The organism is Trichocoleus sp. Lan, assembly GCF_039961855.1.
In the GTDB taxonomy this organism is placed as follows: domain Bacteria; phylum Cyanobacteriota; class Cyanobacteriia; order Cyanobacteriales; family FACHB-T130; genus FACHB-T130.
Window position 1 is genome coordinate 13,740 of record NZ_JAMPKA010000025.1, and the last position, 23,169, is coordinate 36,908.

Consider the following 23,169-nt stretch of genomic DNA (forward strand, 5'->3'; position numbering starts at 1 on the left):
TTCTTGCCTTTGGTCGTGATGTCCAATAACGGTTGACGTTGCTTGTGGTTGATGTCCCTAATCGCTACTCAGCGCTTTAACTTTCCAGAAAGGTTTGATCGCTAGATTTTGCGTGTACTTGTTGTTACATTTTTGGCAACGGAGATATCAATAAGCTAAATTTAGCTGAGATTAGCAGAAAATACTCTTTTATCCAGCAATTAAAAAATATATGCAGAAAATAACTCGGATTTTATTCGCTACAGCTCTAACCTTGAGCATTCTATGTTTTCCCACCAAAGCATTTGCTAAAGCTAAGATTCAGATCGCCATCCTTTTAGATTCTAGTAATAGTATGGATGGACTCATAGACCAAACTCGTACTCAACTTTGGCAAATTGTCAACTCTTTAACTAAAGTAACTAAAGATGGCGAAGTCCCAGAATTAGAAGTGGCTTTATACCATTATGGAAATGATAATTTGCCCTCTGAAGAAGGTTTTGTCAGACTTTTAACTGGATTTACTCCAGAATTAGATTTAGTTTCAGAAAAGCTATTTAGTATCCAAACCAACGGCGGTCAAGAATATGCTGGCTGGGTAATCCGCTCAGCCGTAAAAGAATTAAACTGGAGTAAAGATAAAGCAGATTTTCGGGTTATTTTTATTGCGGGTAATGAATCATTCGATCAAGGCCCGATCGTTTGGCGTGAAGCAGTCGATCTCGCTGCTAAGGGAAATACTTTAGTGAATACTATCTACTGTGGTTTATCAGAAGATCGGGAGCGACAACTTTGGGCTTCAGGAGCTGATTTAGCACAAGGTAGCCACTTCAATATTAATCAAAACGAAAAAACTGAATTTATTAAGTCTCCTTACGATGAACAAATTGCTACTTGGAATGATAAGCTCAATCAAACTTATATTCCCTATGGTGCAGAAGGAGAAGTTGGACAACAGCGTCAGACGATTGAAGATAGTAACTCCGGCATGAATTTGGCTATGCGTGGGAACTCCAAAGCTTCTGCCTATTACAACAATGCTTCTTGGGATTTGATTGATGCTCTCGATAAGGGAATCGTTAGCCTTGAGAAATTACCGAATAATGCTTTGCCGAAAGCTATGCAAGGGATGACTTTAGCTAAAAAGCAAGAATATGTAGCAGCGAAGAAGGCCGAAAGAGAGACAATTCAAAAAACGATCCGCGACTTATATCAAAAACGTAGCGAATATGTTGAAAAACAGCGCAAGGTTAGTGCTAGTAGTAGCAAAAATACCCTTGATTCTGTAATTATTCAAAGTCTTCGCAAGCAATTAGCAGCTAAAGGATTTAAGCTTCAATAATTCCTGGGCTACTCTAGAGTTAATTCAAACTTGGTTTGAGATATTCAGGACTTACGCAGAAGCCGAAAAGGAAACAAAGATGCAACCGTAACGGGTTGGTGCGTAAGCCCTATTGTGTATTAGGTGTATTAGCGATAGGACGAGAGCGGGATACAATTTTCCTGTCCCAAAAACAGCTTGTAGGCGGGATTCTTGCTTTCATCCCAATAGCGATAACCGAGGGTATCGAGGAATGCCTGCCACTCTTCCATCTCGCGAGGAGGCACTTGCATCCCTACGACAATTCGCCCGTAGTCTGCGCCATTGTTGCGATAGTGGAACATACTAATATTCCAGTTGGGACTCATAGAACCGACAAACTTCATTAATGCACCGGGACGTTCGGGAAACTCGAAGCGATAAAGCAATTCATCGCAAGCGAGGGGAGAACGTCCGCCAACCATGTGACGTAAGTGCAATTTGGTCAGTTCGTCGTCGGTTAAGTCAAGGGTTTTGAACCCGCAAGCTTCAAAACTTTCTGCCATCTTTGCAGCATCGGCACGGTTTTGAATTTGCACGCCGACAAAAATCTGGGCTTCTTTTTCATCGGCAATACGATAGCTAAACTCAGTAAGATTGCGTCTGCCAAGACATTCGCAAAACTTGCGGAGACTGCCCGGTTGTTCGGGAATTGTAACGGCATAAATAGCTTCGCGGCGTTCGCCAAACTCAGCTCGTTCTGCGACAAAGCGGAGGCGATCGAAGTTCATGTTAGCACCGCAAGCAACGGCAACTAGCGTTTGTCCTTCGATTTGCTCCCGTTCGGCGTAGGCTTTCGCACCTGCGATCGCTAATGCACCCGCTGGTTCTAAAATCGAGCGCGTATCTTCAAACACGTCTTTAATTGCAGCACAAGTGTCATCTGTACCCACCAAAATGATTTCATCGACGTACTCTTGACACAGCCGGAAGGTTTCTTCCCCCACTTCCCGCACGGCAACCCCATCGGCAAATAAGCCCACATTCGACAAGCGCACCCGATGTCCTGCTTTCAGGGATTGAGACATAGCATCGGCATCGACGGGTTCAACGCCAATAATCTTAATATCGGGACGCAACCGTTTTACATACGCCGCAATCCCAGAAATCAATCCGCCTCCCCCAATCGCCACAAAAATAGCATGAATGGGTTGCTGGCACTGCCGCAGAATTTCCATTCCAATTGTCCCCTGTCCAGCAATAACGTGAGGATCGTCAAAGGGGTGAATAAAGGTTAAGCCTTTTTCGGCTTCCATCTGACGGGCAAAAGCATAAGCATCGTCGTAAGTATCTCCATGCAATACAACTTCTCCCCCACGCGCTTTAACGGCATCCACCTTGACTTGAGGCGTGGTGACTGGCATGACGATAAGCGATCGCGTTCCTAGCTGACGTGCAGCCAGGGCGACTCCTTGGGCATGGTTCCCTGCGGATGCAGCAATGACACCCTGCGCCAGCATATCCGGCGACAGGTGCGCCATCTTGTTGTAAGCACCCCGCAACTTGAAGGAAAAGACTGATTGCATATCCTCCCGTTTGAGCAGGAGTTTATTATTCAGCCGTGCGGAGAGATTTGGGGCGTATTCTAGGGGCGTTTCTTGGGCGACATCATAGACACGAGCCGTCAGGATTTGTACCAGGTAGTCGCAAAGCATGGGGTGAAGGGGGTTACAGATGGCGGATGGAAGACAATTTTACTTCACTGGTGGTTCTGAGGTGTGGGGGTGAGGGTGGGAGCACAACCATAGATTTAAATTAGGATGAGGGGCAGGAGGATTTGTTATGCCAACCACCATCCAAGAAATTTATACCCAGGTTATTCGCACTTTGTCACCAACAGAGCGGTTACGCTTGGCAACACTGATTCTCAATGATCTAGTACAGCACAATGCTGATGTTGTTGATCAAAGTGATACATGGACAGAGCAAGATCAACTCGATCTAGTTACCTTTTCCTTACAATATGCTGCAACGGACGACCCTGAGAGCGAGGAGTTCGCTGAGTGAGCTTTAATCCAGGTGATGTTGTCACCGTTGATTTTCCTGGTGTCACAGGTGTTAAACGTCGTCCTGCTGTCGTGTTGTCCTCGGCAACCTATCATGCAAATCGCCCTGATGTAATTGTCGGGCTGATTACGACTCAGACAACTGCATTAGGCATAACCGATTACGTGCTTCAGGATTGGCAAGCAGCAGGTTTAAGGGTTGCGTCTGTTTTTCGGAGTTTCATTGTAACGTTGCCTCCCTCTGCCAACTTGGTTTGCATTGGGCAGTTATCAGAACGTGATTGGCAAGGTGTTCGGGATTGTGTGAAGGTGGCTCTTGCAGAATTGGACAATTAAGAACCCTAGTGTCAGTCTCGCCACTCGCAGGAAGCGTGAAGATTATGAACAAAACGCCTTTTGAGCAACCTTCAAACTCTGAAGATGAGCTTTTGCCAGAGTACCGCTTCAATTACAAAAAAGCAAAGCCTAACCGCTTTACAAATCGAAGTGGAAAGCCAAAGCTAACAGTCGTTGTTTTGGATGAGGATGTTGCCGAAGTTTTCTCAACACCGGACTCAGTAAATAAGGTGCTTCGGGCACTCATTGAAGCGATGCCTCAAGCAAGTAGTAGTGAGACAGTCTAACTGTAGGTGATCGCTTTAGCAGTCGGCAGTTGCACCATCTTGTTGTAAGCACCCCGCAGCTTGAAGGAAAAGACTGACTGCATATCTTACCGCTTCAGCAGAAGTTTTTTATTCAGTCGTGCGGAGAGGTTTGGGGCGTATTCTAGGGGCGTTTCTTGGACGACATCAGACACGAGCCGTCAGGATTTGTACCAGGTAGTCGCAAAGCATGGGGTGAAGGGGGTGGCAGATGGCGGATGGAAGACAACTTTACTTTACTCGTGGCTTTGAGGTGTGGAAGTGAGGATGCGATCGCTTTGCTAAACTGCGGACTGTATGTAAATAGTCAGCGTACATACGAAATTGCTAAAGTTTTGATAGATATAACGAGGTTAAAATCCTTTGTCCAGCTCTAGTATTGCAACACTTTAGCAAAGTAGTATAGCTCTATGGCGAAGAACGATGTCATTCTTCTTGACGGAATAATAGACCAACGGCTCTCTGAAGGCTATCCCTCTTGCAGGCGTGATGAAGTATTTGAGTTTTTTGCTTTTGAGCAGACTCTTAAGGACTTTGATCTCTCCTTTGACGAAATTGACTTTGGCTGGGTTGATGGTCGCGACGATGGTGGCGTCGATGGCTTCTTTATCTTTGTGAATGGCAATTTATTGTTAGAAATAGAAGACTTTGTTTGGCCCAGGCGAAATGCCGAGATTCTTGTGTACGTTATTACCTGTAAATCTCATGAGACATTTCAACAAGCACCTCTAAATGCGCTTCTTGCTAGCATTCAGGAACTGTTCGATTTAGGCATAGAGCTTGATAACCTTTGTGGTGCCTACTCTGATGAACTGTTAGATGCACGAAAACGTCTTCATCAAGCTTATCGGCGTCTCTCAGCAGTTAATCCAAGCTTCACTATACGCTTTGCCTATGTTTCGCGGGGAGACTCTAATGCTGTTGCAGAAAACGTTCGTGCTAGATCCGAACAGATTGTTGCTCTTACAAAAACTTTATTTAGTGCATGTAAAGCTCAGTTCGACTTTCTAGGTGCTGCGGAACTTATCTCACTTTATCGTCGCATAAAATCGTTTTCTCTGTCACTTCGCTTTCTAGAAATTCTTTCACTAGAGCGTGCTAGTTACGTTTTGCTTACACAAATAGAAGATTATTGCCGCTTTGTTACTGATGAGAGCGGAGCTATCCGGCGCTATTTATTCGACTCTAATGTGCGAGACTACTTGGGATCAACTGGTGTAAATGAGGATATATTAATTTCGCTTGCAGATCCTACCGCACCTGATTTCTGGTGGCTTAATAACGGCGTTACAATGCTTGCTAGTCATGCATTTATAGATGGGAAAGAACTTCATATTGAAGATATTCAGATTGTCAATGGACTCCAAACTACAGAGAGTGTCTATAAACACTTTCAAACGCTTGGCTCTCAATCGTATAACCGCTCTCTTCTTGTTAAAGTTCTTGTATCCTCTGACGCAACTGTTCGAGATCGTATTATCCGTGCAACAAATAACCAAACCCCTGTTGAACTTGCCTCTTTGCGTGCAACAGATAAAATTCAGCGTGACATCGAAGAGATACTTGAGCGACATGGATGGTTTTACGAACGGCGTAAAAACTACTACCGCAACATTGGAAAACCATCGACTAGGTTTGTGACACCAATGTATCTTGCAAGTGGAATGGTTGCTTTGCTTATGAAAAACCCTGCAAAGGCCGCACGGCTTCGAGCACGTTTCATGCGAAGCGACGAGACTTATGTACAAGTATTTTCAGACTCTATACCTTTACAGGCTTGGGTCTCCATCGTTGAGGTGATCAAGCGAACTGAAGAGGGACTAGAGCGAGTTCGTCCAGATGAAGAACGTTTTCTAGCAAAGTGGAGAAGCTTGGTTGCTTTAGTGTCGGTGTCCCGGATCTTTCAGACCTTTACATTCACATCACAGAATCTTATCCAACTAGATGTTAAAGCCCTTATTCCTGAGTTGATTGAAGAAACATGGGCATTGATTCAAAGCCAACGCAGCGAGAAACCAAAGTCTAAAGATTTCCGGAGTCCTGAGCTTGTCAGGAAATGTTGCCAAACTGCTGCGAGTACTTATGGCATAGCTCTTCCTCAAGTTGTTGGGCGACGTACAATTGATGATAATCTTCCACCAAAAGGAAAAACTTTACCTGAAGAGTTTCTCAAGGCTGTAGACGCAGTTCTTCCTGAACAGCCTTGGAAACCTGGTGTTCACGCTGAGATTGCTACTCATCTAGGTTGTAAGCCTTACAAAGTGAGTCAGGCGATCCGTCAACTTGTAGACAGTGGCCGACGATATCATCAAAAAGATGGGGTTGTGTATGACGCTGATGGTAAAGTCTTAATGGTGGACTCCAGTAGGGAGATTTAAATCTGCCAAAGCCACGTGCGATCACGCTTCGCCGTAGTAGCCCGTCTAAGCTAAAATGCTGGGTTAGAAAAATCCATAAAAGTGCCTTTTGACAGAATTTCGATAATTGCTGTATCCACTAAATTAGACTAGACGCGCTAGTAAGTTGAGAAAACGCAAGGAAACCCAACATCCCATTATTCACTAGCAACACAACAATTCCATTCAATCGGACTATCCACACCCCAATCTCTCGCGTAAGCACCATCCCGCGTATAGCAATGGAAACTGGAAGCAAAGTTGAGGCGTAACTAGGCACAATCCTCATCTTGAAGCTATATAAGCGCGATCGCAAGCAGGAATGAAGAAAGCGATCGCTCGTGGAGGTTAATTTTGGCTGTCTGTAGAAGCGCGATCGCAGTTGCAACCGTGTCAAGTTACCGCCAGGTTATCTGTGGAACGACCAAGATTACATTGCCTCGTCAAGTTCGGTTGTAAGTGAGTTTCAGGCTCTTGGATTAGAACAGAACAGTACAATGATTACAGAGTATTTTCTGCAACAATGCAACAACCATGACCAAGCTACTTGAACAGGCGATCGCAAGAGTCATGCAGCTTCCTGAAACCGAACAAGATGCAATCGCAGCATTTATCCTTGAAGAGCTTGAAGATGAAGCTTGTTGGGATAGAGCGTTTTCACAGTCTCAGGATATGCTTGCCAAACTTGCAGCAGAGGCATTAGCTGAAGATCGGGCAGGCAAAACCCAAGAGTTAGATCCAGAAACCCTGTGAAATCTAGAACAACATCTCAGTTTCGCAAAGCATTTGCCACTATTTCTCAGCAGGTTCAGCAACAAGCACGCGACGCATATCGGCAGTTCAAGCAAGATCCTTGGCATCCTAGTCTTCGCTTCAAGCAAGTCCATCCCACCCTTCCTATCTATTCTGCTCGTGTTAGTAAAAGTTATCGTGCTGTCGGCGTGAGAAACGAGAATGGTATTGTGTGGTTTTGGATTGGTACACATACAGACTACGACAAGTTGCTCTCCCAGTTATAGCGATCGCGCACATTGGTTTCGGCTGCACATAGACAGCAGTGCGATCGCCTTTGGTACGCTACGCGATCGCATTTCATAAGCCAACAATTCAGTGAATCTCTTAGCCGCCCATTTCATTGCGTAGTAAAGGCTATAGGCAACGCATCTGAGAGATGGGGCGAATAGGAGACAATGATTTTTAACCAAGACTGAACCATCTTTACTCTTGCCCGGTCTAAGGTAATACAACAATCAAATGCATTGTTGCCACACATTAATAACCCGGAATTTGCACAGTTATGAAGATGAAACCTTTGTTCTTCTTGCCAGGAGCGATCGCGTTGATGCTTGCCGCTTCCCCAATGATTCCCGCTTTCACCAATGTTGCCTTTGCAGGTCCTGGTCGTGGCGGTGGCGCAGGAATGAAGTACGACCAGCTGAATTTGACTGATGCTCAAAAAGCCCAAATGCAGCAAATTAAAGAGTCTACGCGGCAGCAAATGGATGCTATTTTCACCGCAGAGCAAAAGGAACAAATGCGCCTTGCTAAAGAGCAACGGCAAAGACCGAATCTAAACCTGACTGAAGACCAGAAAACAAGACTCCAAGCGGTTCGCCAAAGTAGCAAGAGCCAGATGGAAGCAGTGTTGACTGCTGAGCAAAAACAACAACTTGAGCAATTGCGCCAGCAATGGCGTCAACGCCGTCAACAACCACAGTCTTAACGGGGGCGTTGCTATTGCTTTGTAAGAAAAAGTAGCTCGAAAAGAGTTTACCTAGCAAGTACACAGCATCAAGGGGCATGGGAATAATCACTTCCCATGCCCTCTTGTTTTCATCAAACGCAGACTGCATTTGGTCTAGCAAAACATCTGTTTCAATTTCCAATAATATTGAACAATAATTTTATAAATATTCTTTCATAGCTATTAATTATAGGCTTGTTCTGCCTCTAAAAGTTAATTGATCCAAAAGAGTTATGAAATATAAATAAATCCAAGGCTCAAAATTTTATCGAGTACAATTCAAGAAAAACCTTAGTTTTCAAGGAAGCAACGTATGGAAAAATCAATTATTCAGTTGGTTGATGAACTACCAACTGATAATATCACGGTTAAAGTTTTAAAGGCTCTTGATTATGTAGTGCCAAGTCAGTGGAATAACTTAGTAGGGTTTGATAATAGTATCCGTAGTATTACTGGAGAAACTGATGCCAAGGTAATTCAAAAAATCCGCGATCGCGCTGTTGCTTTATATCACGATCCTCAACAAGGCTATCAGACCGCAATCAAACTTTATCAAACAATTGATAAAGCAGATACAGCGATGGCAGCGGCGGCTTTAGCCAATAAAGTTAGTGAAAAAATAAGCTTTCTTTCTTTTTTGGGCAACATCACTCCCAAAGCAGACGTAACTCAAAGTATTGACCTTGTTCTAAAAATCGCTATCGAAATTATCGCCTTCTGTAAACTGAATGGCATTCCCCAACCAAATCCACAAGAATTTGCTACTTCTCTCGCTAACAACTATAAAGATGCATCCCTAACGCGGATGATGGCTTTAGTTTGTATAGATGGAATTCTGCCATTGGGTCCTGACTTTCTCAGCAAAATTCAGGGAGTGATTAATGGCGCTGATACTGGCGTATTAGCTCAAAATCCGGTTTTTTCAGCCGTCCAGAACTTTCTCCCAGGGAATAATCCCTCCGATAAACTTGGTTTTCTCACTCAGGGTTTCAATTCTGTGCAAGGCTGGATGCAGAATTTAGTATCCAAAACAGGCGTCACGCCGCAATCTATTTCTAATAGTTTGGGTAATTTTATCCAGATTGCTGATGATAACTTAGACTTCGTCGCAGCTTTTTTGGATCAAACCACCAATTACTACGAGCATACAGGAGTTCAAAGTGTGGCTCGCAATCTAATTTTAAAAGCCCATACTTTGGTAAAAGAGGAAGTTACGGAAGAGGAGCCAAAGCTCCATCAAGATGTTTCCTCAACTGTAATATCAGATACCTATCAGTATGCAGTAGGTCAAACAGTAGAAGTCTGGGATAGTGAGGAAGAAGATTGGTATCAAGCAACGCTTCAGAAAATTAAAGATAACCAATACTTTGTTCATTACATCGGTTACGGTTCATCCCATGATGAGTGGATTGACGAAGATGACATTCGTATTCCCAATAGTGGCTCATCCGATGACAACGGATATACGGTGGGTCCAAAGGTAAAAGGTTGGGATGATGAAGAAGAAGATTGGTATTCTGCAACGATTGAGAAGATCCAAGGCCAGCAATACTTTATTCATTACATTGGTTACGATTCATCTTATGACAAGTGGGTCGATCTGGACGAGATTTGCTAACTGCTGAATGAGCAAGGAGCCGAATCAGCGATCGCTCTCATGGTCAGTCGTCCACCATTAGAGCGATCGCTCTGTTTTTCAGGCAGGCAACAAAGGCGTAATCCTATAATGTAATTCAGAGATATTTCATCCACAAGCTTATCTGTGAATCAGGAAGCATAAAAGTCTTAAAAGTCAATGGTTGAAACAATTATTGTTTTTCTGATCGTTGGACTGATTATCACTGGGATTTTAGTCAATCCTGTCCTAGTTAAACGACGACGGAACCGCCTGCAACAGCGTCCTTTTTTACCCTTATGGAATGCGATTGTTGAGAATAATCTTCCTGTTTACCTTTTTCTTTCTCCCGCTGAACGAAAACGGCTTCAGGGGCATATTCAAGTGTTTTTAGCAGAAAAACAATTTATTGGTTGTGGAGGATTAGCGGTAACGGAAGAAATGAAGGTGATTATTGCGGCTGTCGCCTGCTTACTCTTACTCAACGAGCGAGAAACCTACTTTCCTAAACTTCGTTCGATTCTGGTTTACCCTAGCACATATCTTGTTAATGAAACCGCTTACACCGGGAATTATATTGTTGAAGAAAGACGTGTAGCCAGATTGGGGGAATCGTGGACAAATGACCAACTGGTACTGTCTTGGGAACAGGTGAAACAAGACACCTACAATTGGCGGGATGGACATAACGTGGTGCTTCATGAATTTGCCCATCAGTTAGATCAAGAAGATGGTAAAGCTGAGGGTGTTCCTATTTTGCAGCGAGATTCAGACTATGACCTTTGGGCAAAGGTGATGACAGAAGAATATCAACAACTCTGCAATGATATTCAACGAGGCGTAAAAACCGTAATGGATAGTTATGGTGCAACGAATCCCGCCGAATTTTTTGCTGTAGCAACAGAGACTTTTTTTGAAAAACCCCGCCAATTGCTGAAGCAGCATCCAGCACTTTATGACCAACTGCAACGCTACTATCAACTAGATCCAGTGCAATGGGTTTAAATAGTTTCAATTTCATCGAAGGTTAGCGCGATCGCCTAACTACACCGATCGCAAGCGAGGCTGTTTAATCGCAGACTGCAACGAAACCACGCAATTCTCCCAAAGGCTTAAGCTGCGATCGCTCTCGTTTAAGCCTTTCTACTGAAACTTAAGCTCAAATGATGTTTCTAAAGTAGATTCGGGAACTATAAGGTAAGATTCCATACTTTTGTGTACTTCCTTGAAACCTTCTGCTGAGCGACCCCCTTGAATATCAAAACAGCTCGTCCTGCTAAGTCTACGCACCAGTTTCCCTTGCGTCTGATTCTTATCGTTCCCTTTGTATTACAAATATTTGCAGCGGTAGGGTTAGTTGGCTATCTGTCATTTAGAAACGGACAGAAAGCAGTCAATGACCTAGCCAATCAACTGATTGACAAAGCGAGTCAACAGGTTGATGAACACTTGGATACATATCTGGCGCTGCCACAGCAATTAAACCAAGTCAATGCAGATGCGATCGCTTCTGGACGATTGAATCTGAATGACCCTAAAGCTAGCGAACAGTATTTCTGGAGTCAAGCTAGAGCATTTGAAACAATCAGCTACATTGGCTATGCTCTACCGAATGGTGCCGAATCAGGTGCTGGGCGTTGGGTAAATGGCGTGAATCTCCTGGTTTTTGAAAATCTCCCTGGAAACGGTGTGGCATCGGATTACATCGCCGATCAACGGGGCAACCGGAAAAGCCTTTTGCAGAGTTATCAGGCCGATCCTTTTTTACCACCAGGAGTGAAAGACATCATTAAAGCAGGTAAGCCAGCCTGGGCTGGTATCTACACATACGCATTTGAGAACACGGTACAGATTACTGAAGCAGGTAAGGCAATAAAAAGCCACAGCGGCACTTCTGACATTGGTCTTAATTACTATGTTGCAGTCCCTGCTAGATACCCAATTTATGACCAGAAGGGCAAGCTACGCAGCCTTCTGATGGTAGATTTGCTACTCACGAATGTGAGTGAATTCTTGAGGAACTTGAAAGTTAGCCCTTCCGGACAAGTCTTTATCATGGAACGGGATGGCTTGCTGATTGGCAGTTCCAGTACTCAACCCGTTGTACACAAAGTCAAGGATGAGACAAAACGCCACAGTGCCCTAGACAGCCCAGATCCCTTGATTCGCACCGTAGCAGAAAAACTCAAACAACAATTCCAGAATTTCAAAACCCTTCAAAATACTCAAGAACTTCAGGTAACATTCAACCGACAGCGTCAGTTTATTCAAGTCACGCCCTGGCGCGATCGCTTTGGCTTAGACTGGCTGGTGGTTGTCACCGTGCCGGAATCTGATTTCACTTCTCAAATTAATGCCAACACTCGCACAACTATCCTCCTGTGTCTGGGAGCATTGGCAGCGGCAACGATTTTAGGAATCTATACATCACGCTGGATTACTCGTCCGATCTTAAAGTTGAGCCAAGCATCGGAAGCGATCGCGACTGGACAGTTAGACCAAACCGTTGAAACGACCAACATCAAAGAACTAGATGCCGTGGCACAGTCCTTCAATCACATGGCTTCTCAGTTACAAGATTCCTTTAACGAACTGGCGCAGACGAACGCCGAATTGGAAAATCGAGTCGAAGTCAGGACAGCAGAACTCTCACAAACCCTGGTTGATTTACGGCGCACTCAAGCACAAGTGATCCAGACCGAAAAAATGTCCAGTTTGGGACAATTGGTGGCTGGAGTAGCCCATGAAATTAACAATCCGGTCAACTTTATTCATGGCAATGTCACTTTTGTCGATGAATATGCTCAGAATCTTCTAGAGTTAGTGCAGCTTTACCAAGAGGAATATCCCCTTCCCACACCTGCAATTGAAGCCAAAATTGATGAGATGGATTTAGAGTTTCTCAACGAAGATATGTTGAAGTTGCTCTCATCCATGAAACTAGGGACTGAACGGATTCGAGAAATTGTTAAATCGTTAAGGACGTTCTCTCGATTGGATGAAGCGGACATGAAGGAAGTAGATATCCATGAAGGAATTGAAAGTACGCTGCTGATATTGCAACATCGCCTAAAACCCAAACCAGACCGCCCAGCGATCGCAGTGATTAGAGACTATGGAAAGTTGCCCCTTGTGGAGTGTTATCCGGGACAACTCAACCAAGTCTTAATGAATATCGTGGTAAACGCGATTGATGCACTCGAAGAAACCAAAGCCAATTGCACGTATCAGGAGAAAAAAGACCATCCCGATCAAATCACTATCTCCACTTCAGTGATTGATTCGCAATGGGTGCAAATCGCGATCGCGGATAATGGCGTTGGTATTCCCAAAGACATTCAGCAACGGATATTCAATCCCTTCTTCACAACTAAGCCGGTTGGGAAAGGAACGGGGATGGGGATGTCCATCAGCTATCAAATTGTCACAGAAAAGCATGGCGGTAAATTGGAATGCTTCTCCACTCCTGGTGAGGGAACCGAGTTTGTGATTCAGATTCCCATCCGTCAACAACTCAGCACTGCTATCTAACGGTATTCAGGGGATGCGAGGCGGACTGAGCAAGCTGAGCGGTATAACATATGAGTAAATGTGAGTGCGATCGCAAGCTTTCCAACAACGATCTAGCCGATGCGAGCGCCTATACTAAAATTTAGACAATGACAGTACGGCACAAGTGCTAGAAGAGAGTGCATGAACCAAGACTCTACCAAAAAAAATGCTGTCTTACAGGTTGTGCCGCGATTGCCAATGTTGCGAAGTCAAGACATTGTCTCAGATATTCTTCAGGTTGAACACCATCATCAACCTGCTAATAGGGAGTCTGAGTGTTGCCTTCCGAATTATCTCCTCAGTATTCATCTTGGTCAACCGATTCAGTTAGAACGAACGATAGATGGGCGACGCAGCAGCAATCGTCTGGCTGAAGGTGACATTATGATTACACCTCCCTATCTACATCGCAAACTGTTTTGGGATACTGATGCGGAATTCTTGTTACTTCGCCTTGAACCGAAGCTGTTTACTTCTGCCCTATACGAATCGGTTGATGCAGACGATGCTCAAGTTGCGCCACAGCTTAAGATTTGCGATCCTTTGATCCAGCAAATTGGTTTGGCACTCAAAACCGAACTAGAAATAGACGGGTTAAGCGATCGCCTTTATGCAGAATCGATGGCAAATGCATTAGCTGTTCATCTATTACGGCACTATTCAACTCGAAGGCGAGAAATCCGATCTTACTCAGGTCGTTTGCCTAGCCATAAATTGCAACAGGCGATCGACTATATCCAGGCTCATCTAGCTGAAGATGTTTCCTTAGAAGCGATCGCCACCGAACTCGGTATGAGTCAGTATCATTTTGCCCGACTGTTTAAGCAGTCTACAGGTTACTCTCCTTACCAATATGTGATTAAACGTCGGATTGAACGCGCTCAGGAATTAATGATGCAGGAGCAGCACAGTATTGCAAATATTGCCTTGAAAGTTGGTTTTGCCAGTCAAAGTCAATTTGGCAGGCACTTTAAGCGCCTCACTGGAGTTACACCGAAACAATTTCTTCAGAAATAGCAAGAATCTTCTAAAGCTGCAAAAATCGACTATACGTCAGTAAGCAGACTCTGTATTATTGGTTGGACAATTCGCTGCGTTTTGGTTTGACCAATCAGCCTTAGTCAGTACAGAGGAATCATCTAAATGCTTACCGTATTCAAGGACAACCCAGTTCTGGCAGAACTAGATATTTTTGTTACCCAGCCCGACCAACAATGGTTATTGATAGATAGTTTGATAGCCTACACTCACGACATCCTTAAACAGCAACCTGGATACATTGCAAATGCAATTCATCGCAGCTTGGATGGGTTGCGTGTTGTCAATTATGTGCAGTGGCAAAATCTAGCTAGTTATGAAGCCTATATCAATAACCGCGATATCGCTCTGGCGACTAAGATTACTGGCTTCTTTGCTCCAGACTCCCATCTTTATGACATTTTTATGAGTGAGCCAGCAGACAGTCAAATGCAAATCACAGCGAACATGGGGGAACTCATCAACTTTGGTATGTTTAGATTGAAAGATCCTGCTAATCAGCCCCACTTTTTAGAAGCGACCGCAGAAGCAATACAGCAAATCTCAGGACAAGCCGGATTAATCACCACACACTTTCATCGAAGTCTTGATGGTGCCCGCGCTATCAATTATGGGCTGTGGAGTTCCCAACAATTGTATGCCAAGATGAACGCGAATCCTCCGATGGCTGAGCCTCTCATGGTGATGCGCTCACTTGCCAACAATGAGTTTCAAATGTCGCTTCACGAGGTAGTCTTCACCGAATCAACTAACTCATAGCAGTGAAGCAAAATCATCATGTAATGAATGGTTTAAGAGCATAGAACTATGGTGCAGATTGACCGGACTAATACTGCGATCGTTGGGCTAGACCTGTACACTGTTGCAGAGCGCCATCAGTCAACCTTGATTGAGGCAGTTATCCAAGAGCAAATCAAATCTTGGATTGACAATCCTTACTTCGTATCAGCCAGCGTGCATCGTAGTTTAGATGGAGTGCGAGTTTTTACTTATAGCCAATGGAATCCCAAATTTGATTACCGCAGCTTGCCTCGTCCAACAGTGTTCAGTGAATTCTTCCCGCCTGATTCACTCTTACTGGAAGTAACTGCCAGTCGATCTCTATCGGCAGAAGTTGAAATTGCTGAAAGTGATCGCATGACGCACCTTGCTGAATTTCGCATGATGCCAATTAATCAACCTGAGATGGTTAGACGAACCTCTGCTGAATTAGAACGTGCGATGAGTAACTCAACGGGGTTACTCTCAGCTACCTTTCATCGAAGTCTAGATGGTACTCGGATGTTTAATTACGGTCAATGGGAGAGCAAGGAAGCGTTTGAAGCAATTCTCAAGCAACCTGGTTTCAACCCAGAGCAACCGTATTGGGAAGGTTTAGCCCGAAACGAATTTCATCTGTACAATGTCGTACACACCCAGACTACAGCCTAATAGATAGCTGCTGTAGGTTGGTTATTAGCTGCACGTAGGCACCAGCGCGATCGCTCTTCGGAATGAACAAAGCGATCGCAAACTTTTCTTGCCATCACAGTTTGAGAATTTAGATCCCCCAACCTCTAGTCGGGTAATGCCAGTCCGGTTCGAGGATCGCGGATATAAAGCCCTAGCACTAACGAATCCATAACCGTATCCCATACAGGAATTAGGCGATCTGCATCGTCCACCCAGTAGTCAAAAGTAATCAGACACTGAACACCAGAACCTAGGCCAATACAGGTTCGGGAATAAGCTTCGCGGTGTTCTTCTGGGTCAATAAATTTGAACTGAGTCCAAACAATGCGGGCAGTTTGACGCTTGAGTTGAATAATTTCCCCTCGCTCGATCGGCTGACGTTCATCATCTTTAACTACCTTCTTTAATAACGGAACCAAGGGAAAATCTTTCCAGTTTCCAGGTGGGAGTAAATTAAAAGAAGCTTCTAAGCGAGCATCATCGTTGGGTGGCTTTTTGTCTAAAAACCGGAATGACTTCTCATCCGGTTCAAAATGCCAATCCTCAGGGACATCGAAGCGCAAGGCTCCTCGTCCTGCTACGAAGATCCGAGTTCCTGGCTTTGATTTCCAGTTGTGGTCTTCTTTTAGCTCTAAGGTTTCTTTGAGCCATTTGAGATTGTGCTTTTTGCTTTTAGACATAGCTGCGACCGTGTTAACCTCCCTCTTATTTTGCCGTAGGTTGCTTTTAATGGTAGGTGTCTGTTAGTGCGATCGCCCATACTGATGCATTCATCGCTCATCAGCCTACCCTAAGCCATCCAAAGACCGGATCAACGGTGAGGAATTTTGGGATTGGTGGCAATTCACAACCAAGAATAAAGAAAGCGATCGCTTTTTTTGGGTGTGAAGTCAGGGCGATTGATACTGCTACCGAACGGGGATCAGAAACCCTGGGGATTCTCCACAAACTGTTTCCCACATTCCTTACAGAGATAGCACTGCTTCCCCCTTCGATACCCGTTTTTAGATAACTGCTCCGATTGACAATGCGGACACTTCATTACTTTCATTACATTGTCCAACTGAGCGTTCCCTACATACGGCTCTAAATATGACACCAACAAGTCCTCAATCTGCTGCACCAACTCTTGACGATGTTGTTGATCTGGGTTCCGAAGTGCCGACAGAATGACAGCATTACTGCTGTGGACGCAAACCTCTGCCAATAGACTACATTGCGCCTTACTTAATGCCGAATTTCTTTGCTTTAAGAGACCAGCCATGAAGTCAATTGCTTCCTGGGTCATGCTTTCATCGATCGACTGGAAAATCTCGCGGGATATAAAAAACTGCACAAACACCACCCGTGACACAGGTTGTTCAAACATCTGTGCGATCGCGCTGACCAATCCATGAATCATCTGTCGGAGTGGTAATCGAACCATCTCTGGCGTATCTGCCCTCGACCACATGGCCTTAACGCGCTCGGTATGGCGTAATTCCATCGCCTTAAAAATGGCAGCTTTATCGGGAAAAAACTGATACAAAGACCCAATTGCCGTCCCCGCTTTGGCTGCAATCAGATGGGTGGTTGCCGCTTCATAGCCCACTTCGTCAAACACTGCCGCTGCTGCATCCAAGATTTTTTCGACCCGTTCTTTACCTCGCTGCTGTTTGGGTTGACGGCGCAGACTTCTTGACGAATGTGAATATTCTGTCATATCCTGGAAACACGACGGATTATTCACAATTTTATCTCTACCGGAGAACATTATGCAGTCTATGCTTTTCGGTGCGCCTTGGTTGTTGGCGCACAAGTCGATGTTGGTAGTGAACCAACCTCGGAAGATTTCTCTGTATGGTAATGATTATGTGATGTGGAAAGACGCTGCTGGAGGAATCCATGCCCTGCCCAATGCCTGTCCTCACATGGGAGCAATGTTGTCAGAAGGATGGTGCGAAGCACACACGGATGGTACGAGTACTGTCGTCTGCCCGTTTCATGCCTTGCCGTTTGATTCAGAAGGATGCACCGTTTTGCCGGGAACGGAAAAGAAAACGTTGCCTCAACTGAAACCGTTAGAGTTAACAATTCAAGGAGATTTCATCTGGTCTTACGGCGGATACGAGCCAAAAGTGCCGATTCCCGCACTCTTGAATGACATTGCAGATACCTACTACTTTGTCGGGCATACCGCAGATACAAGTGTAGAGACCGATTTGCTGACTATGTTGCTGAATATGCACGACTATAATCACCAAAACGGTACTCACCAGGAATTATTCCGAGTTACCAATGTGGAATTTCATCAATTTATTGACAATGGGTATCATTCCCATGCCTTTTATGATATGCCCACCGCCCCTTACAGCTTGGCAGAAAAGCTGAGAAAACTCGATTTATTCCTACTCCCGACAAGCATCAAAGCCCACCTGGAAAACTACTTCCCATCTCTGGTGATTTTTCATGGTGAAATGCCATTAGGTAAAGTAGTCCAGTGTCACATCTTTATCCCAGAAGCCGAGAACCGCACAAGGACTTACATTTTGCTATTTGGTCAAGCTAAGCACCCTGCCTTTAAGCTATTTGGCAGGACATATCTCGAGTTTGGCAAGGTGGTAGTTGATCAAGATGCTGATATTTTGGGTAAAATTTATCCGAATACGCCTCAGAAAATTAAACTCAATAATGAAGTGGGTATGGACTGGGTGCGGCGCAATTTTCAAAATTTCCCAAATGTTGTGGAACCTAATCTTTCAAAGTAGACGGCGCATAGCTCTTCAATATTATGGTATCTGTTGGTTTCAGCATCACCTGATTGGGATCGCGTAACGTGCCGGAAGCGATCGCGCTTATGTATAGTGTCAATTGAGTATGATGCAGAGTTCAGTACCAATCAACCAACTCTAAGCCATCCAAAGACTCGATCAACGGTTAAATCCAAAGCGAGGAATTTTGGGATTGGTAGGCGATCGCTTCCTGCTAACTCGACAGGTTCCTGTCCTGGAATAAATGCCAAAATTAACCGCTCATCTGGATCGATTAACCATCCTAACTGAGTGCCATATTTAAGGCAGTGCAAAATGTTACTAATGACTTTAGTAGCTCTCTGTTCGGGTGAGAGAATTTCTATCGTCCAATCCGGGTAAATTTCAAAAGCATTCGGTACTTCGCCATCTGCTTCAAAAGGAATTCGTTCCCAAAGGAATACAGAAGCATCTGGAACAATCGAGCGCCCACCAAATGTACAGCGTAATTCTGGAAACGCTAAGGCAATTCGTGGAGTTTCTGCAACTGCATTGACAGCATCACAAAATTTAAGTTGTAGGCGAGAGTGTTTGCCTTGAGGCATCGGTTTTTGGTGAATTCGACCGCCAATAAATTCACTGGCAGGTTTAGTTTCTGGCAGTTTTAGGAATTCTTCGAGGGTAAGGGATGAAGGAATCGCTGTTGTCATCACCTTGAGTTCGGTATCGTTGCCGCTATGACAGAATTTTATCGTCTTTGCCATCGATAAGCTCCAAAGCGCGATCGCAACCATGAATAAAAAAGCGATCGCGCTGTGGAGATTGCGATCGCTTCCTACTAAAGTTCCAACACCCTATTTTCTTAGGGATTTGCTGCTGCAAAGGTGTTGCATTGTGCAGGTTCCCCTGTCTGAATCCCCCGCTTGAACCAGCGGACTCGCTGCGCTGAACTACCGTGAGTAAAAGAATCCGGGACAACATGCCCTTTGGACTGACTCTGCAAGCGATCATCGCCAATACTGCTAGCAGCATTCAGCGCCTCTTCAACGTCGCCTGCTTCCAAGATTTGCCGGGAACGATTAGCATGATGCGCCCAGATGCCAGCAAAACAGTCTGCTTGTAACTCCAACCTGACTGAAAGTTGATTCGCCTCTGCGCGACTAGCTTGACGCTGTAATGTACGAACTTTACTCGAAATTCCCATTAAGTTCTGCACATGATGCCCAACCTCGTGAGCAATTACATACGCTTGGGCAAAGTCTCCTGGTGCGTTGAGCTTATACTTCAAATCTTGATAAAAACTTAAGTCAATATAGACTTTTTGATCGGCGGGGCAATAAAACGGCCCAACTGCCGCACTGGCAGAACCACAAGCCGACTGTACCGAATTTGAGAAGAGAACTAACTTAGGCTCGACATAGTTCTCTCCGTTTTGACGAAACAGCGTACCCCATGTATCTTCTGTATCCGCCAAGACAACCGAAACGAAATCAGCCATGCGATCGTTCGCAGCAGATGATTGTGTTTGAGAGACTGGGAAGAAGTGCGATCGCTCGGTACTTGTTCTTGTCCTTGCTGCAACACTGCACCCGGATCTCCCCCCAAGAGGGCAACAATGACCGCCAGAACGATTGTCCCAATACCACCCCCAACTAGAGGGCCAGAAACCCCACCCCCGCGTCTGTCCTCAACGTTGCTGCTTTTACGACCGAATTCCCAGCGCATAGCTTCAAGTCTCCAAACTACTCAACCCAGCAGAAGTAAGTAAAGTGCTATTTCACCTAACCCAGACTTTCCACAACCCACTACAAATATTAGCGATCGCCTTCATCTAGATCCTCTGCCAGAGGGACGGCGCTGATTTATAGACGATCCTTCTTAGGGAAGGCTATCTCAGGGTCAAACAGTAGAAGAATGGCACAAGAAAAGCCCCTACGCAAAAAATCGGAGGTTAATCAACCTCCGATCCTTAGTTAACCCGACCCTTTCTACCACTACTCATGTAGAGATTCAGACTGCTCAAAACCAGTGCTTAGGATACGTCCTGTCTTGAGCAAGATTGTTAAAAACTACTGCACAGAGTACCAAAATAATAGAACCTTCAAGTGCCGGGGTTAGCAGAAACTGCCACTGTGCCTTCGTCATCATTACGACTAATGCAACAGCTCCCGAAGGTGGATGCAATGTCCCTGTGAACTGCATCATGCCAATAGCAGTTGCCACAGCCATTCCCATCGCCCAGGGTTCCGCACCAAAAAGATGCAAAATCGTCAAGCTAACTAGAGCCGCGATAAAATTACCGCCGATTACATTACGCGGTTGTGCTAAGGGACTATCAGGTACACCAAAAATCAAGACGCTGGTAGCACCAAAGGGAGCCATTAGTAGAGGAGCGCCAGTTTTCACCGATAAATAAGCTGTGGCTGCAATGCCGATGAAACTACCCAGCGAACTCCACAGAATATGCCTATGATCGGGTCTCTCTAAAGGAACTGCACGTTTACTACCGCGTATTTTTAAGCAGTAATTGTCTACTCTCAAACGAATACTTTTGTAATTTAATTGAGGCAGAATGGTGCGATAATTTCGCCCTTTAGGCAGATAACTTCTCATCGTTTTTTTACTTTTATTCAGATAGTAAAATCGGAAAAATTGGTCATAAAAAATCGCTTTGCTCAGCTTGCAAATTTTTATAGGGATTTGCAAGCTATGACCAGATAAATATCTAAATTCTGCAATTCAACCGTATTGCTATAGCAAACTTAAATGCTGTTATTCAATCTAGGGAAAGAAGGTATAGATGCCATAATTCTCTTTCATACAAGCAGAAGGATGACAAAAAACCTCATCTAACATGAAAAATATTCTCCTGCGTTAACAAATGTCATGAAATCTTAACATTAGGTCAACCTTATCTTTTCCTCGTTCAAAATGGAACCTCTAATTCATAAGAATAAGCAATTTAAGTAATCAGTTTTATTGATACGTTGACAGCAAAAAACGATCGCTTGCGTGAATGAAGCAAGCGATCGCTCAGATAGATGAATTTTTAGTGCATAGAGGAGAAGCGCGCGTTCGCCCTTGGCGCAAGCGAAGCTATCGCTTTGTTAAAGATCCCCAAGTTATCTGATCGCAAAGCGGGAAGCCGGGAAGTTGAAGAGATTTTGAAAATTAGATTGCCGTTCCGCTCTGGGTTCTGGTGCATCGTCCCAAAGGCTTTCATAATAGAAGAAAGTTACACCCAAGCCGCGATCGCGAGCTGCCCGTACTTTAGATTGAATCAGTCGCATCGAAACAGGCTTATTTCTCAAGCCAGTGAGAACACCAACTCCAGTTGGAATTTTTTGTTGCACTTCTTGAATTTCCGGGCGGGTCAGCTGGTCGAGAAAACTTTGCAGATTGGGACGATAAACTTGCACAATTAACTCGTCCACAATATCTTTTCGCACCCAATTCAACCAATCTTGCAGATAAGTATTGTAAGCAGTGACGTAGGGATTAGGAGCAACGGAGAAAATTGCGTTGGTTTTTCTCTCTTTTACAGCTTTATTGAGTTGTGTCATGAATGCCGTAATTTTATCTGCACGCCAGCGCACCCATGCAGGATCTTTGGGATTGGAAGGCGCATCTTTCTTGGTTTCCTGTTTATACAAGGCAAGCGTGTAGCGATCGTAGCCAAATTCATTGGGCAAACTGGTGTGATCGTCAAACTGAATACCATCGGCATCATATTTAGTGACGACTTCCAGCACCAGATCGGTGATAAATTGCTGCACATCTGGATGGAAGGGATTAAGCCACACAACCTCACCCGCAGCGCCAATCCAAGTTTGGCTACCATCCCGCCGTTGCGTAATCCAATTCGGATGATTTGATGTCAATTCCGATAGCGGGGGAGCCATGAAACCGAACTCAAACCAGGGAATCACTAGCAAGCCTTGGCGATGGGCTTGGGCAATCAGGTCAGCGATGATATCTTGTCCCTGTAAGCCTTTGCTGACAGAAGATTGAATGCCTTCCCGTTGTGCTATGGCACTTTCGTAAAGCGTATAGCCAGAATTCCACACTACAGGATAGATCGTGTTGAAGTTTAGCTGCGCCAGTTGACTGACAGCATTTTGCAGCTTGGGGCGATCTCTGAGGATTTTATTGTCATTGTTGGTCATCCAAACGCCGCGAATTTCCTGAAAACGTTTCTGAGGAGTCGCTTCTGGGATTGAGATTTGCTCGATTGCTTCTGGTGGCATTGGGCTTTGCGCGATCGCAGAGATGGGGTTGCCAGCCAGCAATACTGTGATGAATGATGCCAGAAACAGTAACAAGAGATTCTTGAGCGATCGCCACCAACCTCTAGGGATGAAATGCAATTTCATAAGTTTGAATGATAAGTTAGCTATCCGATCGCTTAGCCTAGTGATGAAATGAACGATTAATAGTTTACAGGTATTTATATCTACTGAAAAATTGATTGTTAACAGGAATCATTCAATCAGTAATCTTGAATTGTTGTATTAGCAAAGCTGAAGCGTCAGGATATCCTAAGTAGAATTACGGACTACGCTCTATCAAACATTATTATTAGCGATCGCCTTCATCTAAATCCTTTCCCAGAGGCAGTTGGAGCTATCGTTTTTGTTCTAACTCGCTCCGTAAGTGC

General features: G+C 44.6%; 22 protein-coding genes and 4 pseudogenes. 15 read left to right on the forward strand and 11 right to left on the reverse strand.

The window, feature by feature from the left end; translation table 11 throughout:
- Positions 1 to 211: 211 nt before the first annotated feature.
- Positions 212 to 1,321: a vWA domain-containing protein gene (locus NDA03_RS20585; protein ID WP_348238996.1), complete on the forward strand. Its 1,110-nt coding sequence runs from the start codon at positions 212 to 214 to the stop codon at positions 1,319 to 1,321.
- 128 nt (positions 1,322 to 1,449) lie between these two features.
- Here the strand turns inward: NDA03_RS20585 and ilvA are convergent, their stop codons facing one another.
- Positions 1,450 to 2,994, reverse strand: coding sequence for a threonine ammonia-lyase, biosynthetic (ilvA, locus tag NDA03_RS20590; RefSeq protein WP_348238997.1), 1,545 nt, complete (start codon positions 2,992 to 2,994; stop codon positions 1,450 to 1,452).
- A 127-nt stretch (positions 2,995 to 3,121) separates the two neighbouring features.
- Here ilvA and NDA03_RS20595 point away from each other — a divergent pair, with 127 nt between their 5' ends.
- From NDA03_RS20595 to NDA03_RS20605, 3 genes are read left to right on the forward strand one after another with little or no spacing between them, the layout of a single operon-like run.
- On the forward strand, positions 3,122 to 3,346 hold the full coding sequence (locus tag NDA03_RS20595) for a hypothetical protein (protein WP_190412444.1): 225 nt from the start codon (positions 3,122 to 3,124) through the stop codon (positions 3,344 to 3,346).
- Complete coding sequence (locus NDA03_RS20600; RefSeq protein ID WP_190412443.1) at positions 3,343 to 3,681, forward strand: type II toxin-antitoxin system PemK/MazF family toxin; 339 nt, start codon at positions 3,343 to 3,345, stop codon at positions 3,679 to 3,681. The genes NDA03_RS20595 and NDA03_RS20600 overlap by 4 nt, the downstream gene beginning before the upstream one ends.
- Before the next feature lie 44 nt (positions 3,682 to 3,725).
- Positions 3,726 to 3,968: a hypothetical protein gene (locus NDA03_RS20605; protein WP_190412442.1), complete on the forward strand. Its 243-nt coding sequence runs from the start codon at positions 3,726 to 3,728 to the stop codon at positions 3,966 to 3,968.
- Positions 3,969 to 3,991: 23 nt separating this feature from the next.
- On the opposite strand, the pseudogene NDA03_RS20610 reads toward NDA03_RS20605, so the two are convergent.
- Positions 3,992 to 4,178: pseudogene (locus NDA03_RS20610) on the reverse strand (threonine ammonia-lyase, biosynthetic); the annotation flags it as partial.
- Between the two features lie 218 nt (positions 4,179 to 4,396).
- Here NDA03_RS20610 and NDA03_RS20615 point away from each other — a divergent pair.
- Positions 4,397 to 6,364, forward strand: a complete 1,968-nt coding sequence (locus NDA03_RS20615) for an AIPR family protein (protein ID WP_190412441.1) — start codon at positions 4,397 to 4,399, stop codon at positions 6,362 to 6,364.
- 118 nt (positions 6,365 to 6,482) lie between these two features.
- Here NDA03_RS20615 and NDA03_RS20620 read toward each other — a convergent pair whose 3' ends face one another.
- Complete coding sequence (locus NDA03_RS20620) at positions 6,483 to 6,779, reverse strand: hypothetical protein (RefSeq protein ID WP_348238998.1); 297 nt, start codon at positions 6,777 to 6,779, stop codon at positions 6,483 to 6,485.
- Between the two features lie 137 nt (positions 6,780 to 6,916).
- On the opposite strand from NDA03_RS20620, the gene NDA03_RS20625 reads away from it, so the two are divergent.
- The gene (locus tag NDA03_RS20625; protein ID WP_190412440.1) at positions 6,917 to 7,135 is read left to right on the forward strand and encodes a hypothetical protein; all 219 of its coding nucleotides are present in this window, start codon (positions 6,917 to 6,919) and stop codon (positions 7,133 to 7,135) included.
- On the forward strand, positions 7,132 to 7,401 hold the full coding sequence (locus NDA03_RS20630; protein WP_348238999.1) for a hypothetical protein: 270 nt from the start codon (positions 7,132 to 7,134) through the stop codon (positions 7,399 to 7,401). Before NDA03_RS20625 ends, NDA03_RS20630 begins: the two co-directional genes overlap by 4 nt.
- Here NDA03_RS20630 and NDA03_RS20635 read toward each other — a convergent pair.
- Entirely contained in the window at positions 7,396 to 7,629 is a 234-nt protein-coding gene (locus NDA03_RS20635; RefSeq protein ID WP_348239000.1) for a hypothetical protein, read from the reverse strand. The two genes, NDA03_RS20630 and NDA03_RS20635, sit on opposite strands and share 6 nt — an antisense overlap.
- 50 nt (positions 7,630 to 7,679) lie before the next feature.
- Here NDA03_RS20635 and NDA03_RS20640 point away from each other — a divergent pair, with 50 nt between their 5' ends.
- The 7 genes from NDA03_RS20640 to NDA03_RS20670 all read left to right on the forward strand — a co-directional run bounded on the left by NDA03_RS20640 (position 7,680) and on the right by NDA03_RS20670 (position 15,762).
- Positions 7,680 to 8,105 (forward strand): Spy/CpxP family protein refolding chaperone, encoded by a 426-nt coding sequence (locus NDA03_RS20640; RefSeq protein ID WP_190531128.1) that lies wholly within the window; start codon positions 7,680 to 7,682, stop codon positions 8,103 to 8,105.
- A 334-nt stretch (positions 8,106 to 8,439) separates the two neighbouring features.
- Positions 8,440 to 9,744, forward strand: a complete 1,305-nt coding sequence (locus tag NDA03_RS20645; protein WP_348239001.1) for an agenet domain-containing protein — start codon at positions 8,440 to 8,442, stop codon at positions 9,742 to 9,744.
- A 177-nt stretch (positions 9,745 to 9,921) separates the two neighbouring features.
- Positions 9,922 to 10,746 carry a M90 family metallopeptidase gene (locus NDA03_RS20650; RefSeq protein WP_190412436.1) on the forward strand — a complete coding sequence of 275 codons (825 nt, stop codon included), beginning with the start codon at positions 9,922 to 9,924 and terminating at the stop codon, positions 10,744 to 10,746.
- Positions 10,747 to 10,998: 252 nt separating this feature from the next.
- Positions 10,999 to 13,272: an ATP-binding protein gene (locus NDA03_RS20655; RefSeq protein ID WP_348239035.1), complete on the forward strand. Its 2,274-nt coding sequence runs from the start codon at positions 10,999 to 11,001 to the stop codon at positions 13,270 to 13,272.
- Between the two features lie 162 nt (positions 13,273 to 13,434).
- On the forward strand, positions 13,435 to 14,310 hold the full coding sequence (locus NDA03_RS20660) for an AraC family transcriptional regulator (RefSeq protein ID WP_348239002.1): 876 nt from the start codon (positions 13,435 to 13,437) through the stop codon (positions 14,308 to 14,310).
- Between the two features lie 126 nt (positions 14,311 to 14,436).
- Positions 14,437 to 15,090 carry a hypothetical protein gene (locus tag NDA03_RS20665; protein WP_348239003.1) on the forward strand — a complete coding sequence of 218 codons (654 nt, stop codon included), beginning with the start codon at positions 14,437 to 14,439 and terminating at the stop codon, positions 15,088 to 15,090.
- A 48-nt stretch (positions 15,091 to 15,138) separates the two neighbouring features.
- On the forward strand, positions 15,139 to 15,762 hold the full coding sequence (locus NDA03_RS20670) for an antibiotic biosynthesis monooxygenase (protein WP_348239004.1): 624 nt from the start codon (positions 15,139 to 15,141) through the stop codon (positions 15,760 to 15,762).
- A gap of 125 nt (positions 15,763 to 15,887) precedes the next feature.
- On the opposite strand, the gene NDA03_RS20675 is transcribed toward NDA03_RS20670, so the two are convergent.
- The 3 genes and pseudogenes from NDA03_RS20675 to NDA03_RS20685 all read right to left on the reverse strand — a co-directional run.
- Positions 15,888 to 16,463: a hypothetical protein gene (locus NDA03_RS20675; RefSeq protein ID WP_190430493.1), complete on the reverse strand. Its 576-nt coding sequence runs from the start codon at positions 16,461 to 16,463 to the stop codon at positions 15,888 to 15,890.
- A gap of 245 nt (positions 16,464 to 16,708) precedes the next feature.
- A pseudogene (locus NDA03_RS20680) lies at positions 16,709 to 16,825 on the reverse strand (IS1 family transposase); the annotation flags it as partial.
- Positions 16,826 to 16,882: 57 nt separating this feature from the next.
- Positions 16,883 to 17,536, reverse strand: a pseudogene (locus NDA03_RS20685) (TetR/AcrR family transcriptional regulator); the annotation flags it as partial.
- A gap of 1 nt (position 17,537) precedes the next feature.
- On the opposite strand from NDA03_RS20685, the gene NDA03_RS20690 reads away from it, so the two are divergent.
- Positions 17,538 to 18,530 (forward strand): Rieske 2Fe-2S domain-containing protein, encoded by a 993-nt coding sequence (locus NDA03_RS20690; protein ID WP_190412430.1) that lies wholly within the window; start codon positions 17,538 to 17,540, stop codon positions 18,528 to 18,530.
- 131 nt (positions 18,531 to 18,661) lie between these two features.
- Here NDA03_RS20690 and NDA03_RS20695 read toward each other — a convergent pair whose 3' ends face one another.
- From NDA03_RS20695 to NDA03_RS20710, 4 genes and pseudogenes are all read right to left on the reverse strand, one after another.
- Complete coding sequence (locus NDA03_RS20695; RefSeq protein WP_190412861.1) at positions 18,662 to 19,222, reverse strand: Uma2 family endonuclease; 561 nt, start codon at positions 19,220 to 19,222, stop codon at positions 18,662 to 18,664.
- Between the two features lie 152 nt (positions 19,223 to 19,374).
- Positions 19,375 to 20,237, reverse strand: a pseudogene (locus tag NDA03_RS20700) (neutral zinc metallopeptidase).
- Between the two features lie 294 nt (positions 20,238 to 20,531).
- Positions 20,532 to 21,125: an HPP family protein gene (locus NDA03_RS20705; RefSeq protein WP_190412428.1), complete on the reverse strand. Its 594-nt coding sequence runs from the start codon at positions 21,123 to 21,125 to the stop codon at positions 20,532 to 20,534.
- Positions 21,126 to 21,634: 509 nt separating this feature from the next.
- Positions 21,635 to 22,885, reverse strand: coding sequence for a glycoside hydrolase family 10 protein (locus NDA03_RS20710; protein WP_348239005.1), 1,251 nt, complete (start codon positions 22,883 to 22,885; stop codon positions 21,635 to 21,637).
- Between the last annotated feature and the right edge of the window lie 284 nt (positions 22,886 to 23,169).

What these genes read in the sequence shown, in the direction of transcription:
- ilvA (WP_348238997.1), bottom strand. Translation starts at nt 2,994, where the DNA reads ATGCTTTGCGACTACCTGGTACAAATCCTGACGGCTCGTGTCTATGAT.
- NDA03_RS20605 (WP_190412442.1), top strand. Translation starts at nt 3,726, where the DNA reads ATGAACAAAACGCCTTTTGAGCAACCTTCAAACTCTGAAGATGAGCTT.
- NDA03_RS20705 (WP_190412428.1), bottom strand. Translation starts at nt 21,125, where the DNA reads ATGAGAAGTTATCTGCCTAAAGGGCGAAATTATCGCACCATTCTGCCT.
- NDA03_RS20615 (WP_190412441.1), top strand. Translation starts at nt 4,397, where the DNA reads ATGGCGAAGAACGATGTCATTCTTCTTGACGGAATAATAGACCAACGG.
- NDA03_RS20670 (WP_348239004.1), top strand. Translation starts at nt 15,139, where the DNA reads ATGGTGCAGATTGACCGGACTAATACTGCGATCGTTGGGCTAGACCTG.
- NDA03_RS20665 (WP_348239003.1), top strand. Translation starts at nt 14,437, where the DNA reads ATGCTTACCGTATTCAAGGACAACCCAGTTCTGGCAGAACTAGATATT.
- NDA03_RS20695 (WP_190412861.1), bottom strand. Translation starts at nt 19,222, where the DNA reads ATGACAACAGCGATTCCTTCATCCCTTACCCTCGAAGAATTCCTAAAA.
- NDA03_RS20710 (WP_348239005.1), bottom strand. Translation starts at nt 22,885, where the DNA reads ATGAAATTGCATTTCATCCCTAGAGGTTGGTGGCGATCGCTCAAGAAT.
- NDA03_RS20675 (WP_190430493.1), bottom strand. Translation starts at nt 16,463, where the DNA reads ATGTCTAAAAGCAAAAAGCACAATCTCAAATGGCTCAAAGAAACCTTA.
- NDA03_RS20595 (WP_190412444.1), top strand. Translation starts at nt 3,122, where the DNA reads ATGCCAACCACCATCCAAGAAATTTATACCCAGGTTATTCGCACTTTG.
- NDA03_RS20660 (WP_348239002.1), top strand. Translation starts at nt 13,435, where the DNA reads ATGAACCAAGACTCTACCAAAAAAAATGCTGTCTTACAGGTTGTGCCG.
- NDA03_RS20585 (WP_348238996.1), top strand. Translation starts at nt 212, where the DNA reads ATGCAGAAAATAACTCGGATTTTATTCGCTACAGCTCTAACCTTGAGC.
- NDA03_RS20690 (WP_190412430.1), top strand. Translation starts at nt 17,538, where the DNA reads ATGCAGTCTATGCTTTTCGGTGCGCCTTGGTTGTTGGCGCACAAGTCG.
- NDA03_RS20645 (WP_348239001.1), top strand. Translation starts at nt 8,440, where the DNA reads ATGGAAAAATCAATTATTCAGTTGGTTGATGAACTACCAACTGATAAT.
- NDA03_RS20640 (WP_190531128.1), top strand. Translation starts at nt 7,680, where the DNA reads ATGAAGATGAAACCTTTGTTCTTCTTGCCAGGAGCGATCGCGTTGATG.
- NDA03_RS20650 (WP_190412436.1), top strand. Translation starts at nt 9,922, where the DNA reads ATGGTTGAAACAATTATTGTTTTTCTGATCGTTGGACTGATTATCACT.
- NDA03_RS20625 (WP_190412440.1), top strand. Translation starts at nt 6,917, where the DNA reads ATGACCAAGCTACTTGAACAGGCGATCGCAAGAGTCATGCAGCTTCCT.